Source organism: Streptomyces sp. NBC_01017, assembly GCF_045162795.1.
Taxonomy (GTDB): domain Bacteria; phylum Actinomycetota; class Actinomycetes; order Streptomycetales; family Streptomycetaceae; genus Streptomyces; species Streptomyces machairae.
The window spans coordinates 7972188-7986568 of the sequence record NZ_CP108683.1 but is presented as its reverse complement, the minus strand read 5'-3'; the positions used below and the strand labels follow the sequence as shown (position 1 = coordinate 7986568).

General features: G+C 69.3%; 13 protein-coding genes. 5 read left to right on the top strand and 8 right to left on the bottom strand.

The genetic code is table 11. From position 1 onward, the window contains the following. Positions 1 to 5 precede the first annotated feature (5 nt). Positions 6 to 734, top strand: a complete 729-nt coding sequence (locus OG331_RS36650; protein WP_406210531.1) for an amino acid ABC transporter ATP-binding protein — start codon at positions 6 to 8, stop codon at positions 732 to 734. A gap of 99 nt (positions 735 to 833) precedes the next feature. On the opposite strand, the gene aroQ is transcribed toward OG331_RS36650, so the two are convergent. Next, a complete protein-coding gene (gene aroQ / locus OG331_RS36645; protein ID WP_406204532.1) occupies positions 834 to 1307 on the bottom strand; it encodes a type II 3-dehydroquinate dehydratase in 474 nt (157 codons plus the stop codon). Positions 1308 to 1411: 104 nt separating this feature from the next. Between aroQ and OG331_RS36640 the strand changes: the two genes are divergently transcribed. Both OG331_RS36640 and OG331_RS36635 read left to right on the top strand, forming a co-directional pair. Beyond that, on the top strand, positions 1412 to 2458 hold the full coding sequence (locus tag OG331_RS36640) for a S66 peptidase family protein (protein ID WP_406204529.1): 1047 nt from the start codon (positions 1412 to 1414) through the stop codon (positions 2456 to 2458). Between the two features lie 95 nt (positions 2459 to 2553). Continuing rightward, positions 2554 to 3825, top strand: a complete 1272-nt coding sequence (locus OG331_RS36635) for an MFS transporter (protein ID WP_406210528.1) — start codon at positions 2554 to 2556, stop codon at positions 3823 to 3825. A gap of 53 nt (positions 3826 to 3878) precedes the next feature. Here the strand turns inward: OG331_RS36635 and OG331_RS36630 are convergent, their stop codons facing one another. The 7 genes from OG331_RS36630 to OG331_RS36600 all read right to left on the bottom strand — a co-directional run bounded on the left by OG331_RS36630 (position 3879) and on the right by OG331_RS36600 (position 12626). Beyond that, positions 3879 to 4979, bottom strand: coding sequence for a calcium:proton antiporter (locus tag OG331_RS36630; RefSeq protein ID WP_406204526.1), 1101 nt, complete (start codon positions 4977 to 4979; stop codon positions 3879 to 3881). 103 nt (positions 4980 to 5082) lie between these two features. Further along, positions 5083 to 5397 carry a hypothetical protein gene (locus tag OG331_RS36625; protein WP_406204523.1) on the bottom strand — a complete coding sequence of 105 codons (315 nt, stop codon included), beginning with the start codon at positions 5395 to 5397 and terminating at the stop codon, positions 5083 to 5085. A 131-nt stretch (positions 5398 to 5528) separates the two neighbouring features. Continuing rightward, the gene (locus tag OG331_RS36620) at positions 5529 to 6530 is read right to left on the bottom strand and encodes a TerC/Alx family metal homeostasis membrane protein (protein WP_383242765.1); all 1002 of its coding nucleotides are present in this window, start codon (positions 6528 to 6530) and stop codon (positions 5529 to 5531) included. 226 nt (positions 6531 to 6756) lie between these two features. Then, entirely contained in the window at positions 6757 to 8775 is a 2019-nt protein-coding gene (locus tag OG331_RS36615; RefSeq protein ID WP_406204519.1) for a TerD family protein, read from the bottom strand. A 53-nt stretch (positions 8776 to 8828) separates the two neighbouring features. Beyond that, positions 8829 to 9407 carry a TerD family protein gene (locus OG331_RS36610; protein WP_406204516.1) on the bottom strand — a complete coding sequence of 193 codons (579 nt, stop codon included), beginning with the start codon at positions 9405 to 9407 and terminating at the stop codon, positions 8829 to 8831. A gap of 167 nt (positions 9408 to 9574) precedes the next feature. After that, positions 9575 to 11719: an excinuclease ABC subunit UvrB gene (uvrB, locus tag OG331_RS36605; protein ID WP_406204514.1), complete on the bottom strand. Its 2145-nt coding sequence runs from the start codon at positions 11717 to 11719 to the stop codon at positions 9575 to 9577. 40 nt (positions 11720 to 11759) lie between these two features. Further along, complete coding sequence (locus OG331_RS36600) at positions 11760 to 12626, bottom strand: MHYT domain-containing protein (RefSeq protein WP_406204511.1); 867 nt, start codon at positions 12624 to 12626, stop codon at positions 11760 to 11762. 280 nt (positions 12627 to 12906) lie between these two features. On the opposite strand from OG331_RS36600, the gene OG331_RS36595 reads away from it, so the two are divergent. Both OG331_RS36595 and OG331_RS36590 read left to right on the top strand, forming a co-directional pair. Further along, entirely contained in the window at positions 12907 to 13773 is an 867-nt protein-coding gene (locus OG331_RS36595; protein WP_406204509.1) for a glycerophosphodiester phosphodiesterase, read from the top strand. A gap of 34 nt (positions 13774 to 13807) precedes the next feature. Further along, positions 13808 to 14362 carry a methylated-DNA--[protein]-cysteine S-methyltransferase gene (locus tag OG331_RS36590; protein WP_406204506.1) on the top strand — a complete coding sequence of 185 codons (555 nt, stop codon included), beginning with the start codon at positions 13808 to 13810 and terminating at the stop codon, positions 14360 to 14362. Positions 14363 to 14381 lie beyond the last annotated feature (19 nt).

The following is a 14381-nucleotide window of genomic DNA, read 5'->3' as shown; positions in this document are numbered from 1 at the left end:
TGCGCATGGAGGCCGTGCGCAAGACCTTCGGCAGCTCGGTCGTACTGCGCGACGTCGACCTGGAGGTCGCCCCGCACACGGTGACCGCGCTGATCGGCGCGTCCGGCTCCGGCAAGTCCACGCTGCTGCGTTGCGCGAACCTCCTGGAGGACATCGACGACGGCGCGATCTGGCTGGACGGCGAGGAGATCACCGATCCACGCGTCGACCAGGACGCCGTACGGCGCCGTATCGGTGTGGTGTTCCAGGCGTACAACCTCTTCCCGCACATGACGGTCCTGGAGAACATCACCCTCGCCCCGCGGCGCGTGCACGGCGTGTCCCGCGCGGAGGCCGAGGCACGCGCGCGTGAGCTGCTGGAGCGGCTCGGGCTGGCCGACAGGGCCGGCGAGTACCCGGACCGGCTGAGCGGCGGTCAGCAGCAGCGGGTCGCGATCGTGCGCGCCCTGGCCGTACGTCCCCGGCTGCTGCTGCTCGACGAGATCACCGCCGCCCTCGACCCCGAGCTCGTGGGCGAAGTCCTCACCGTCGTCCGCGACTTGAAGGAGGACGGCATGACGATGGTGCTGGCCACGCACGAGATGGGGTTCGCCCGCGAGGTGGCCGACCAGGTTTGTTTTCTGGACGGAGGCGTGGTGCTGGAACACGGCACGGCCGAGGAGATCTTCGGCGATCCGCAGCAGGAGCGCACTCGGCGCTTCCTGCGGAGGATCGTTGAAGCGGGACGTCTGTAAGGCCGCACAGGCATGTGGCAGGCATGTGGCAGGTAGGTGTAAGGACCGCACCACCATGGCGAGCGGTCCTTACATCGCCCCCGCCCCCGCCCGCCCACATCACGTGTCCGCCTGGCCCGCCCCGGCCAGTCCCGCGACCCGCTCCACCCCGAAGACGTACCCCTGCACACCGCACCCCGCGATGACCCCGTCGGCGCGCAGCGAGACATACGAGTGGTGCCGGAACGACTCGCGCTTGTGGATGTTGGAGATGTGGACCTCCAACACTGGAATGCCGTCACAGGTGTTGAGCGCATCCAGGATCGCGACAGAGGTGTGCGAGTAGGCACCGGGGTTGATCACGATCCCGCAGTGATTCAGCCGTGCCTCGTGGATCCAGTCGACCAACTCACCCTCGTGGTTGGACTGCCGGAAGTCGATCGTGCCGCCGTGTCCGGCAGCCGCCTTGGCGCACAGCGCCTCGACATCGGCCAGGGTCTCGGAGCCGTAGATCTCCGGCTGGCGCTGGCCGAGCAGGTTCAGGTTGGGGCCGTTGAGGATCATGATCGGGGCGTTGGCCAGGGTGCGGGGCACGGTTCCTCCGGTCCGTTCGGGGTTGCGCGGTCCGTCGAAGACCGCTGCTCAGACCCCGGTTTATCACGGTGCACGGTGCACGCCGCGCGTCCTACCCTCCCGGAATGACCACGATCTCGTACCCTCCCAAGCCCTCCCCCGGCGACCGCGTCGCCGTCATCTCCCCCGGCGCGGGCCTGCCCGGGCTCTTCCCGCTCCCCTACGAGCTGGGCCTGGAGCGGCTGCGCAAGGAGTACGGGCTCGAACCCGTCGAGTACCCGGCGACCCGCAAGATGGGCTCCACACCTCAGGAGCGGGCCGACGACATCCACGCCGCCTTCGCCGACCCGGAGATCAAGGCGGTGATCGCGTCCATCGGCGGCGACGACCAGATCACCGTGCTGCCGTTGCTGGACCGGGAGTTGATCCGGGCGAACCCCAAGCCGTTCTTCGGAATGAGCGACAACACGAACCTGCTCATGTTTCTGCGCAACACCGGAATCGTCGGCTATCACGGCGTGAGCGTGATGTGCGAGCTGGGCCGCCCCGGCGCCATGCACCCGCAGACCGCCGACTCCCTGCGGGCCGCCCTGTTCACGTCGGGCGAGTACGAACTCGAACCCGCCGAGCGCTGGAACGACATCAATCGCGACTGGGCCGACCCGACGACCTTCGCTGCGGAGCCGGAGACGCGGCCCGGAGGCGGGTGGAGCTGGGTGAACGCCGACCAGGTGGTGGAAGGCCGCACCTGGGGCGGCTGCCTGGAGATCGTCGGCTGGCTGCTGATGGCCGACCGGGAGATCGCGCGTAACCTCTCGGAGTACGACGGCGGAGTGCTGTTGCTGGAGACGTCGGAGGAGATGCCGAGCGCCGACGACGTCTTCCGGACCCTGCGCAACATGGGCGAGCGCGGGCTGCTCCAGCGCTTCTCCGCGCTGCTGATGGGCCGTGCGAAGACGTGGTCCTTCGAACACCCCAACGGCCCGGAGGAAGCCGCTCGTTACGCCGCTGAGCAGCGCGAGGCCGTGCTGCGGGCCATGCGCACGTATGCCCCCGACACCCCGATCGTCTTCGACGTTGACCTCGGCCACACCGACCCGCAACTCGTCATCCCTTACGGCGGCACCGTGCGTGTCGACGGCCCCGCCCGGCGCATCACTGTCACGTACTGAACGCGGCCGATCGCCCCCGCGCGCCCCCGTAACCCGTGGTCACCGTGGGTAGTTGACGCAGCATGCACGATACACACACCGTGAGGACGCCCTCCATGCTGCGGCTCGCCGCCGCGTCTCTGGCCGGAACGGCCATCGAGTTCTACGACTTCTTCGTCTACGGGACCGCGGCGGCTCTGGTTCTGGGGCCGCTGTTCTTCCCGACGTTCTCGCCGGTGGCGGGGACCCTGGCCGCCTTCGCGACGTTCGGCGTGGGCTTCGTGGCGCGGCCACTGGGGTCGGTGCTGTTCGGGCACATCGGGGACCGGCACGGACGTCGGCCGGTCCTCGTCGCCTCACTGCTGCTGACCGGCGCCTCCACGGTCGCGGTGGGATGCGTGCCGACGTACGACACCATCGGTGTGGCCGCTCCCCTGCTGCTGCTCCTGCTGCGCTTTCTGCAGGGCCTCGGGCTCGGCGGCGAGTGGGGCGGGGCCGTCCTGCTGACGGTGGAGCACGCGCCCGCCGGGCGGCGCGGTCTGTGGTCGAGCTTCCCGCAGGTCGGGCCCGCGCTGGGCTTCCTGCTCGCCAACGGTGTGGTGCTGGGGCTGTCGGCGACGCTGTCCGATGCGCAGTTCGCCGCGTGGGGTTGGCGGGTGCCGTTCTGGGCTGCGGGAGTGCTCGCGCTGGTGGGACTGTGGCTGCGGTCGTCGCTCACCGAGAGCCCTCGGTTCCTCGAAATCGACGAGCCCGCGCGCGTGCCGCTCGCCGAGGTCGTCCGCGACCACTGGCGGCTCGTTCTGCTGACGGCCGGGGCCCTGTCGATCGGGTACGCGATCTTCTACACCGTGACGACCTGGTCCCTCGCCTACGCCACCGAGCGACTCGGCGTGGGCCGCGGTGTCATGCTGGTCTGCATCATGGGCGCGGTGGTGGTGAAGGGCTCGCTGACACCCGTGGTGGCGATTCTCGGCGACCGGTACGGCCGGCGGCCCCTGTGCCTGATCGGGTGCGCTGCCTCCGCCCTGTGGATGTTCCCGTTGGTGGCGCTTCTCGCCACGGGCGAGCCGCTGCTGATGTTCCTCGGCTTCCTCGGGGCGATGCTCGCGTTCATCACGATGTTCGCGGTGATCGCCGCGTATCTGCCGGAGTTGTACGAGCCCCGGGTGCGCTGCACGGGCGCCGCGGTGGGCTACAACCTCGGCGGCGTCCTCGGGGGCGCGCTCACGCCGATCGTGGCGACGGCGCTCGTCGAGCAGGGCGGTCGGGTGCCCTGGGGCGTGGGGGCGTATCTGACGGGGGTCGCGCTGCTCAGCCTGGGGTGCTTCGCGCTGCTGCCCGAGACGCGTCCGGTGGCTGCCGTGGCGCCGGAGCCCGCCACGGGGTGACGGGCTCCGGAACGCCGCGACCACGGGCCACCGGGTGCCGCGGAACTCGGCGGCTACGGATTGAGCGCGAGCTCCAGGTAGGCCGCGAACAGCACCAGGTGGACGCCACCTTGCAGCGGTGTCGCCCGCCCCGGCACCACCGTCAGCGCGCTCACCACCACCGTCAGGGCGAGCAGCACCATGTGGGTGGGGCCGAGGCCGAGGACGAGCGGGCCGGAGAGCCAGATGGAGGCCAGGGCGACCGCGGGGATGGTCAGGCCGATACTCGCCATCGCCGAGCCGAGCGCGAGGTTCAGACTGGTCTGCACACGGTCGCGGCGGGCGGAGCGAAGCGCGGCGATCGTCTCGGGAAGCAGCACCAACAGGGCGATGATCACGCCGACGACGGCATGCGGAAGGTCGGCCGCCGCCACTCCTGACTCGATGGTGGGCGACACTCCCTTGGCCAGGCCGACCACGCCGACCAGGGCCAGCCCCAGCAGCCCCAGGCTGATCAGGGCGGTGCGGCGGGAGGGCGCGTCGGCGTGGTCGTCCGCGGCGATCACGTCGCCCTGCCGGGTGATGGGGAGGAAGTAGTCGCGGTGCCGCACGGTCTGGGTGGTCACGAAGAGGCCGTACAGGATCAGCGAGGAGACCGCGGCGAACGTCAGCTGCACGGTGGAGAACTCCGGGCCCGGCTTGCTCGTGGTGAACGTCGGTAGCACGAGGCTGAGCGTGGCCAGGGTGGCGACTGTCGCGAGGGCGGCGCCGGTGCCCTCGGGGTTGAAGACCGCCGTGCGGTGCCGCAGCGAGGCGACCAGCAGACACAGGCCGACGATGCCGTTACAGGTGATCATCACGGCTGCGAAGACCGTGTCCCGGGCGAGGGTGGAGCTCTTGTCGCCGCCATCGACCATCAGGGTCACGATCAGGGCGACCTCGATGATCGTGACGGCGACGGCGAGGACGAGGGAGCCGAAGGGTTCGCCGACGCGGTGCGCGACCACCTCAGCGTGGTGTACGGCGGCCAGGACGGCACCCGCGAGGACCAGCGTGACCAGCGCGACGACCCCGCCGGGCAGGTCCCGTCCCCAGGTGAAGGCCAGCAGGACGACCGCGAGCACCGGCACGAGGTACGTCCACCCTGTCGTGAGCGACCTGAGCCGATCGATCATGGTGCGATCGTCGCAGAGGGCTTGGGGGTTCGCATTCCGGTCCGAGTGGTTGTCAGGTGGCCCCGCGCCCTCGGGTTGCGGGGCCCCTGTCTTTCTTATGTCGCTACGCGAAATCGGTCGTCTCCTGTACGTCGCAGTCCGTGAAGGACGGCGGCGCGGTGCACAGCGCGGCCATCTGCTCCGCGAACTTGGTCGTCTCGGGGTCGTCGCTGTTGCGCATCGCGTCCTCGTAGGAGGCGAACTCGATCACCACGAGGTAGCGGTTGGGCTGCCCACGGTCCTTGAGGACGGTGCGTCGCGTGGGGCCGCCGTCGCGGCCCGCCAGGCGCTGTTCCGTCTCGTGGGCCAGTTCCCGCATCTCGTCGATGCGCTCGGTCTCGAAGTCGATGATCTGAACAAACTTGATGGGTGCGTCCACAGGTGCCTCCACCCCCGGCCGTGGTGCCCCCCGGACGGGGACACCCCAGCACCCAACGAAGCACCGGGAGCGGCGCTCGGCAATTCGCTGGGCACCACTCCCGGTGTTGGTTCTTCCTACGTCCGACGTGGTCAGACGTCGATGCTGTCCTTCGGAGCGCCTTCGCTCCGCTCCTGCGCCGCTTCGGCCGCCGCCTTCTTCTTGGAGGCCCTCAGGCTGGTGATCGTGGTGACGATCAGGACGGAGCAGATCACGCCGAGCGAGACCGGAATGCTGATCTCGGGGACGTGCACCCCGGACTCGTGCAAGGCGTGCAGCACCAGCTTGACGCCGATGAAGCCGAGGATGATCGACAGGCCGTAGCTGAGGTGGACCAGCTTCCTCAGGAGGCCACCGATCAGGAAGTACAGCTGCCGCAGACCCATCAGCGCGAAGGCGTTGGCCGTGAACACGATGTACGGGTCCTGGGTCAGACCGAAGATCGCCGGGATGGAGTCGAGGGCGAAGAGAACGTCGGTGGTACCGATCGCCAGCATCACGACCAGCATCGGGGTCATGACCCGCTTGCCGTTCTCCTGGATCCACAGCTTGGTGCCGTGGTAGCGGTCGGCGACACCGAACCTGCGCTCGGCCGCCTTCAGCAGCTTGTTCTCCTCGAACTCCTCGTCCTCCTCGTCGGCCCGGGCCTCCTGGATGAGCTTCCAGGCGGTCCAGATCAGGAAGGCACCGAAGAGGTAGAACACCCACGCGAAGCTGGCGAGGATCGCGGCACCCGCGGCGATGAAGATGGCCCGCAGCACCAGGGCTATGAGGACACCGACCAGCAGCACTCGCTGCTGGTACTGGGACGGCACCGCGAACTTCGCCATGATCAGGACGAAGACGAAGAGGTTGTCGACACTCAGCGACTTCTCGGTGATGAAGCCCGCGAAGAACTCGCCACCGGCCTGTCCGCCGCCGAAGATCAGCAGGCCGAGCCCGAAGAGGCCGGCCAGTGCGATCCAGACGACCGTCCAGATCCCGGCTTCCTTGATCGAGACGTCGTGCGGCTTGCGGCCGATGAAGAAATCGACGGCGATCAGGGCGGCAAGGCCCACGATGGTCAGGACCCATAGGGTCGTGGAAACTTCCACTGCTGCGCCTCCGGCAGTCGTAACGGCAAATGTCAGCGTCGTCGCGCGCCGGAGGTCTCTTCCACCCACTTTGGGCCGACGCCCCGGGATCTGGCCGGATCCGTATTGACGGGAACGTCGCAGCGACAGGGAGTACTCCCCTCCGTGCAAAGAACAGTACCCCAATCACCAAGGAAAGGTAAAGTGATTGGCAAAAGAAGTGCCAAGTTACCTGGTCAGAGGCGCTTTACCGGTACTTGGCCCGAGCCGCTGCGACCTGTGCCAGCACGTGCTGGAGCACCTGGCTGCCGGGCGGCACGAGCGGGGGCTCGTAGGTCCAGGCGTGCCCCACCCACGGGTCGGCGAGGTGATCGTCCGGCGTGGGGGTCAGTCGCATCAGCGAACGCCACAGCGGGTCGAGCAACGGGCCGTAGGCGGCAGCCTCCTCGCGGTCCGCGACCATCATCAGGTGGACGCCGACAGCCGGACCTTCGTCCGCCAGGTAGCGCAGCTGGTTCACCGCGCGATCGTCGAATCCGTGCGGGAAGTCGTTGACGATCAGCAACTGCTCGGAGGTGTCGAAATCGGGCGGCAGGGAGTCGGGGGCGCCGCCGCGCACCGCCATCTGCACCAGGTCGACCCGCTGGGTGAGCCGCGCGAGGACCTCCGCGACACCGGCCGCGCCCACGGCGGGCGGAGCAGCGAGCACGCCGTTCTGCACCAGCGGGGCGAGTTCCTGCGCGCCGGAACCGGCGGGATCGATGACATGCACGGTGAACTCGCCTGCCGGATAGACGGCGAGCAGTCGTGCCGCGTGCGCCGCCGCCGTCTCCATCGCGAGGCGCCGCAGGTCATGGGAGTCCGTGTAGGAGCCGTCGAGCGAGCCGCTGCTTCCGCTGTCGATCCACAGGCCTCGCTCCAGCGGCAGCCGGACCAGCATCGGGATGCGCAACCGGTCGCTCTCGGGCAGGTGGAGGTCGCCCAGGCGCAGGGCCATGGGGATCTCCATCGGTACGCGGTAGCCGTGCCAGACGGGGTTGTCCCAGCGCGCGTACGCATGCGGCAGCGCGGGTTCGACGACCTCGGACTCGGCGGTGAGCTGGGCGATGTCCCGGTCGAGCGTCGCCCTGGCCTGGTTGACCAGCTGTGCGTGCTTGGCCTGCGCCGCCTCGCGCGCGGCGTCGCCCTGACCGCCGATCCGGCTGCGCGGGTCCGACAGGACCTGGTCGAGTTCCTTGTCCATGCGCGAGTCGGCGAAGTCGACGGCGCTGCGGTAGGCGGCTGTCGTGCGGGCCAGGTCCTCGAACATGCCCCACACCTGGTTGTAGAGCCGCTCGTCCATGGACCAGCCGGTGGCGTCGCCCGCGACGGGCTGCGCGGGCTGTCCGGGCTGGGCCGGGGGTGCGGTCGGCGGGGGCGGCGGCGGAGCCGCGGTCTGCCGGCCCGGGTGGCTGTAGTTGATCGGGCCGCCCGAGGTGGGAGCGGACGGCTGAGCCGGGTCGGTGGCGCCGGCTCCGCCCTGGTACGACGGCGGCGGTGTCGGCTGGCCGGGCGCGCCGGAGGTCTGCGGGCCGTACGGCGATGTCGGCTGCGACCCGGGGCATGATGTGCCCTGCGGTGCGGGACCGCCCTGGTCCGGGCCGAGGGCCGGCGCGGCCGTCTGCCGCGAGCGGTCGCCGTCCGTGCGTGGCGGAGGTGCCGGCACCGAGCGGGCCATGCCCTGGTCCACCGCTTCGTTGATGCTGCCGGCGAGTTGCTGGGCCTGGGACAGACCCTGGTCGGTGAAGAGGTCGGCGAGGCCGCCGGCGTACCCCTGGCCGATCGCGCGTACCTTCCATGCGTCCTGGCGGCGGTACAGCTCCAGCGCGACGACGGCCGACTCGGCTTCCAGGCCGGTGATGGTGTAACTGGCGACCTCGTTGCCGTCGAGGCCGGTGACCGCGACGAAGGGGGTCGCGACGGTGCCGAACCGGCTCGGGCAGCCGGCCCCCGTCGGCAGGGCGAGCAGCACACTGACACGGTGGACGGCCTCCGGCATGGCGTCCAGGTCCACCGCAAGACGATGGTCGGCGGCCGCCTGCCGGGAGACCTCGAGGCCGGGCAGGGTGGGAGTGCCGGGGTGGGCCACCCACTCGACGCCGTGGATCCTGCCCTGCTCGTCGCCGAGCGTGGCTGCGGCCACGATCGGTGTGCCGGCCGAGATCCGGATCTCCAGACGGGACTGGGAGAGCGGGTGGTTCTGCCCCCGCACCAGCTCGGCCGTCATGCCTTCGTCCCCCTGTGTCGCTTGTCGTGTCGTGTGCGGCTCGCCGGGCGGGCCTACAGGTGCGGCAGGATCGCCGGCATCAGGTCCTGGAACGTCCGGCCGTTGGCCGGGGTGCCGAGGGCGGTCATCGACCAGCCCGGACCCGAGCGGTGCACCTTCGCCATGATCTGCGCGGTGTACTGGCCGCCACCGGCCAGCGTGTAGCGGGCGAGCTCCTGGCCGTTGGTCTCGTCGACCAGGCGGCAGAACGCGTCCTGCACCTCCTGGAAGGTCTGGCCCGTGAAGGAGTTCACGGTGAAGACGATCTGGTCGATGTGGACCGGGATGCGCGCGAGGTCGACGAGGATCGCCTCGTCGTCGCCGCCCTGGCCGACACCGCCGACGAGGTTGTCACCGGTGTGGCGAACCGAGCCGTCGTCGCTCACCAAGTGGCGGAAGAAGACGACGTCGACCGGCTGCTTGTCCGCGAACAGGACGGCGGAGGCGTCGAGGTCGACCTCCCGCGTGCGCGAGCCGAACAGGCCGCGCCGGGGAGCCGCCTGCCAGCCGAGACCCATGCGCACCGCAGTCAGGCTGCCGCCGTCGTTCTTCTGCAGACTGATGGCCTGACCCTTGGTCATGTTGACGGTCACGTGCTGATTCCCCTCTCGAGCTGTCCCCTGTTGGCCGCGGAGTCCGCGGATGACGAGAACCCTACGCAGGGGCACTGACAGTGACGTACCCCGGTCCCCACTTTGTGTCGGTCTTGCAACACAGCGAGTACCGGGAGTTCGGCCGACGACCGTTCGGGCGGCGCCTCTCAGGCCAGGCCTGCCTCCTTCATCTGGCGCAACTCCTTCTTCATCTCGGACACCTCGTCACGCAGCCGGGCCGCGATCTCGAACTGCAGATCCGCGGCGGCGGCGCGCATACGCTCCGTCAACTCCTCGATCTGCTCGGCGAGATCGGCCGCCGGGCGGTCGGTCGGCACCGTCTCCTTCGCCTTGCCCTTGGCGGACTTGCCCGCCTTCGCACCCTTGGCCTTGTCGCCGAGGGAGGGGACGGGGGCCTTGGTGCCCCGGCCGTCCTTCTTGGCGCGGTAGCCGCTGCCGAGCAACTGCTCGGTGTCGACGTCCTCGCGGGCGATCTGCGCGACGATGTCGTTGATCTTCTTGCGCAGCGGCTGGGGGTCGATGCCCCTCGCCGTGTTGTACGCGACCTGCTTCTCCCGGCGGCGGTTGGTCTCGTCGATGGCCTTCTCCATCGCCGGGGTGATCTTGTCGGCGTACATATGAACCTGGCCGGAGACATTGCGCGCCGCGCGGCCGATGGTCTGGATGAGGGAGGTCCCGGAGCGCAGGAAGCCCTCCTTGTCGGCGTCGAGGATCGCGACGAGTGACACCTCGGGCAGGTCGAGACCCTCGCGGAGGAGGTTGATGCCGACGAGCACGTCGAACTCGCCGGCGCGCAGTTCGCGCAGCAGCTCGACGCGGCGCAGGGTGTCGACGTCGCTGTGCAGATAGCGCACCTGGATGCCGAGCTCCAGGAAGTAGGCGGTGAGGTCCTCGGCCATCTTCTTGGTGAGGGTGGTGACCAGGACGCGCTCGTCCTTCTCGACCCGCTCCCGGATCTCGTGCACCAGGTCGTCGATCTGCCCCTCGGTGGGCTTGACGACGACCTCCGGGTCGACCAGGCCGGTCGGGCGGATGATCTGCTCGACGTGACTGTCCCCGCGGGAGAGTTCGTAGTTGCCCGGGGTCGCCGACAGGTAGACCGTCTGCCCGATGCGCTCCTGGAACTCCTCCCACTTCAGGGGGCGGTTGTCGAGGGCGGAGGGCAGGCGGAAGCCGTGGTCGACGAGGGTGCGCTTGCGGGAGGCGTCGCCCTCGTACATGGCTCCGATCTGCGGCACGGTGACGTGCGACTCGTCGATGACGAGCAGGAAGTCGTCCGGGAAGTAGTCCAGCAGTGTGTTCGGCGGGGAGCCGGGCGAGCGGCCGTCGAAGTGCATCGAGTAGTTCTCGATACCGGAGCAGCTGCCGATCTGACGGAGCATCTCGAGGTCGTACGTCGTGCGCATCCGCAGGCGCTGGGCCTCCAGGAGCTTGCCCTGGTTCTCCAGCTCGGAGAGGCGCTCGCCGAGCTCCTTCTCGATGTCGTTGACGGCCCGCTCCAGGCGCTCGGGGCCCGCGACGTAGTGGGTGGCCGGGAAGACGTACAGCTGCTCGTCGTCGCTGATGATCTCGCCGGTGAGCGGGTGGAGTGTGGACAGTGCCTCGATCTCGTCGCCGAACATCTCGATGCGGACGGCGAGCTCCTCGTAGACCGGGAAGATCTCGATGGTGTCGCCGCGCACCCGGAAGGTGCCGCGGCTGAAGGCGAGGTCGTTGCGCGTGTACTGGATGTCCACGAAACGGCGCAGCAACTGGTCCCGGTCGACCTCGTCGCCGACCTTGAGGGGGACCATGCGGTCCACGTACTCCTGCGGAGTACCGAGGCCGTAGATGCAGGAGACCGAGGCGACCACGACGACGTCGCGGCGGGTGAGCAGCGAGTTGGTCGCGGAGTGCCGCAGGCGTTCGACCTCCTCGTTGATCGAGGAGTCCTTCTCGATGTAGGTGTCCGACTGCGGGACGTAGGCCTCGGGCTGGTAGTAGTCGTAGTACGAGACGAAGTACTCGACGGCGTTGTTCGGCAGCAGCTCGCGGAACTCGTTCGCCAGCTGGGCGGCCAGGGTCTTGTTCGGCGCCATCACCAGGGTGGGGCGCTGGAGCTTCTCGATCATCCACGCGGTGGTGGCGGACTTGCCGGTGCCGGTCGCGCCGAGCAGGACGACGTCCTTCTCGCCGGCTTCGACGCGCCGGGCGAGATCGGCGATGGCCTGCGGCTGGTCGCCGCTGGGCTGGTAGGGGCTGACGACCTCGAAGGGCGCCACCGTGCGTTCGATGCTGGAAACGGGCCGCATGGAGTCAACCGTACGACCCCCCACTGACAACGCGGTCCGATCAGTGGTTCTGCGGGGTCCGGGAGCCTCGGTGGTCCTGGTTGCGGCGGGTGCGCAGCTGCGGGCGGCGGGCCTGGTGCGGGACGGTCGTGTGGGCCGGGACGCCCGGCTTGTGCTCGGCGGGGACCACTGCGGGTTTCCCCGTGACCATGTGCGGGTCGAACAGCACGACGGCGCCGGCGAGGAGCAGGAAGGCGAGCGGGCCGACCAGCATCGGCGCGAGCAGGCCGGCGGGTGAGTCGCCGGCCGCGGGCGCGCCCGTGCCGTGGAGATGGACGCTGAGGGCGGCCATGCCGGTGTAGTGCATGCCGCTGACGGCGAGGCCCATGACGAGGCTGGCGCCGACGCTCCACATGAGCCCTCGGACCTGTCCGGCGGCCCACAGCGCGGCGGTGGCCGCCACCATCGCTATGGCGACGGAGATGCCGACGGTGACCGTGTTGTATTCCAGCTTGCCGTTGAGCCGCAGGCCGGCCATGCCCAGGTAGTGCATCGAGGCGATGCCCAGGCCGGTGATGGTGCCGCCGGTGAACAGAGCCGTTCCGCGGGCGCCTTTGTAGCCGACGATGAAGATCCCTACGCCGACCATGACGATGGCGACGGCGAGGCTCGCGAACGTCATCGGCTTGTCGTAGTGGATCGGTGTCTCCTTGACCGTGAACCCCATCATCGCGACGAAGTGCATGGTCCATATGCCGGAGCCGATGGCCGCCGAGCCCAGGGCGAGCCAGCCCGGGCGCCAGGACTGCGAGACGAGCATCGATCTGGTGGTGCAGCGCAGGCCGAGCGCACCGCCGAGGCAGGCCATGAGGTAGGCCACCAGCGGGGTGACGAGTCCGTAGCTGAATCCGTCGATCGTGCCCTGCATACGCAGCTGCCCTTCCCGCCCTCGTACGTCCCGGAATGCCGTGAAAACGCGCCCCCTCCCAGGACCGCCCGAGCGGTTCAGGGTTGAGGCAGAGAGTAACTCCCACCGGAATGGTCGAACGATTTTCCGGCAAAGAAACACGGGCTTGCCCCAGTTGTGCGGCACGAGTGAGCGGACCCGGACCACTCCATTCAATCTGTGGCCATTCTGTACTCCTCCAGCGTTGACCCTCTGCTGCCACAGTTGTGCTGTCCGTGATCGTTCGACGCGAGGAGTACGCATGCACGCGCGCGTTGTAGCCGCCACGACGACCGCAGTCCTGGGAACCGCGGCGCTTCTGCTTCCCGCGCCCCATGCCCGGGCCGGCGCCGAGCGGCCCACGGTGATCGCACACCGAGGGGCCTCGGCCTATGCACCCGAGAACACGCTGGCCGGCGTCGACAAGGCCGCCGAACTGGGCATCAGCTGGGTGGAGAACGACGTGCAGCGCACCAAGGACGGGGAACTGGTCGTCCTCCACGACGACAACCTGAAGCGCACGACCGATGTGGAGCAGGTCTTCCCCAGCCGGGCGCCCTGGAAGGTGAAGGACTTCACCGCCGCCGAGATCGCCCGGCTGGACGCGGGCAGCTGGTTCGGCCCCGCATACGCGGGCGCGCGCGTGCCGACCTTGGCCCAGTTCATGGACCGGGTGGAACTGCACCACCAGAAGCTGCTCCTGGAGATCAAGAACCCTGACCTGTACCCGGGCATCGAGCAGCAGACCCTCAAGGCCCTGGACAACGACGGCTGGCTCGACGTGCCGCACCTGGGCCGGCTGATCGTGCAGAGTTTCAGCGCCGACAGCGTGCGGACCGTCCATGAGCTGAAGCCGGCTGTGAAGACCGGCTTCCTGGGAACGCCGCCCGTCGCTGACCTGTCCTGGTACGCGACGTTCGCCGACCAGATCAACCCCTCCTACACCTCCATCTCCACGGGTTACGTCGACTCCGTCCAAGCGTTCGAAGGGCCGCACGGCAGGCCGCTGGAGGTGTTCACCTGGACCGTGAACGACGCGGACACCGCCCGGCTGGTCGCCGGGTACGGCGTCGACGGGATCATCACCAACAGCCCCGACGTGGTGCGGGACGCCCTGCCCGAGGAGTGAGGGCGTTGTCAGTGGCGGGTCGTACGGTTGGCGCATGGACAGCCATGGGCAGTACGAGCAGCAGGTCGTGTGGGCCGTCGTCGGTACCGACATCGGTCCGCTGATGCTGGCCGCGACCCGCGACGGCCTGGTCAGCGTCGTGTTCCACGCCACGGAGAAGGTGCGCGAGAAGACGTTCGACCGACTGGCGTCCCGGCTGGGCACCGAGCCGGTCGAGGCGCCCGGCTCCCCGCTGCTGGCCGAGGCGATACGGCAGGTGGAGGAGTACTTCGCGGGTGTCCGGCGCGACTTCGAGCTGCCGCTGGACTGGTCGCTGATCTCCGGCTTCAACCGGCAGGTGCTGCACGAGTTGGCCTCCGGTGTCCCGTACGGCTCCGTCGTCGGCTACGGCGATCTGGCCGGGCGGGTCGGGCAGCCGGGCGCGGCCCAGGCGGTGGGGATGGCGATGGGCGCCAATCCGCTGCCGGTTGTCGTGCCCTGCCATCGGGTCGTGGAGAGCGACGGCGGCATCGGAGGGTTCGGGGGCGGTCTGGAGACCAAGCGGAAGCTGCTCGCGCTGGAGGGGGTCCTGCCGGAGCCGCTCTTCTGATCTCCTGATGACCTTTCGA

Excerpts from the sequence above, each read along its gene's own strand:
- OG331_RS36650 (WP_406210531.1), top strand. The coding sequence starts at position 6 with ATGGAGGCCGTGCGCAAGACCTTCGGCAGCTCGGTCGTACTGCGCGAC.
- OG331_RS36600 (WP_406204511.1), bottom strand. The coding sequence starts at position 12,626 with ATGCAGGGCACGATCGACGGATTCAGCTACGGACTCGTCACCCCGCTG.
- OG331_RS36595 (WP_406204509.1), top strand. The coding sequence starts at position 12,907 with ATGCACGCGCGCGTTGTAGCCGCCACGACGACCGCAGTCCTGGGAACC.
- OG331_RS36615 (WP_406204519.1), bottom strand. The coding sequence starts at position 8,775 with ATGACGGCCGAGCTGGTGCGGGGGCAGAACCACCCGCTCTCCCAGTCC.
- OG331_RS36640 (WP_406204529.1), top strand. The coding sequence starts at position 1,412 with ATGACCACGATCTCGTACCCTCCCAAGCCCTCCCCCGGCGACCGCGTC.
- OG331_RS36635 (WP_406210528.1), top strand. The coding sequence starts at position 2,554 with ATGCTGCGGCTCGCCGCCGCGTCTCTGGCCGGAACGGCCATCGAGTTC.
- OG331_RS36630 (WP_406204526.1), bottom strand. The coding sequence starts at position 4,979 with ATGATCGATCGGCTCAGGTCGCTCACGACAGGGTGGACGTACCTCGTG.
- uvrB (WP_406204514.1), bottom strand. The coding sequence starts at position 11,719 with ATGCGGCCCGTTTCCAGCATCGAACGCACGGTGGCGCCCTTCGAGGTC.
- OG331_RS36590 (WP_406204506.1), top strand. The coding sequence starts at position 13,808 with ATGGACAGCCATGGGCAGTACGAGCAGCAGGTCGTGTGGGCCGTCGTC.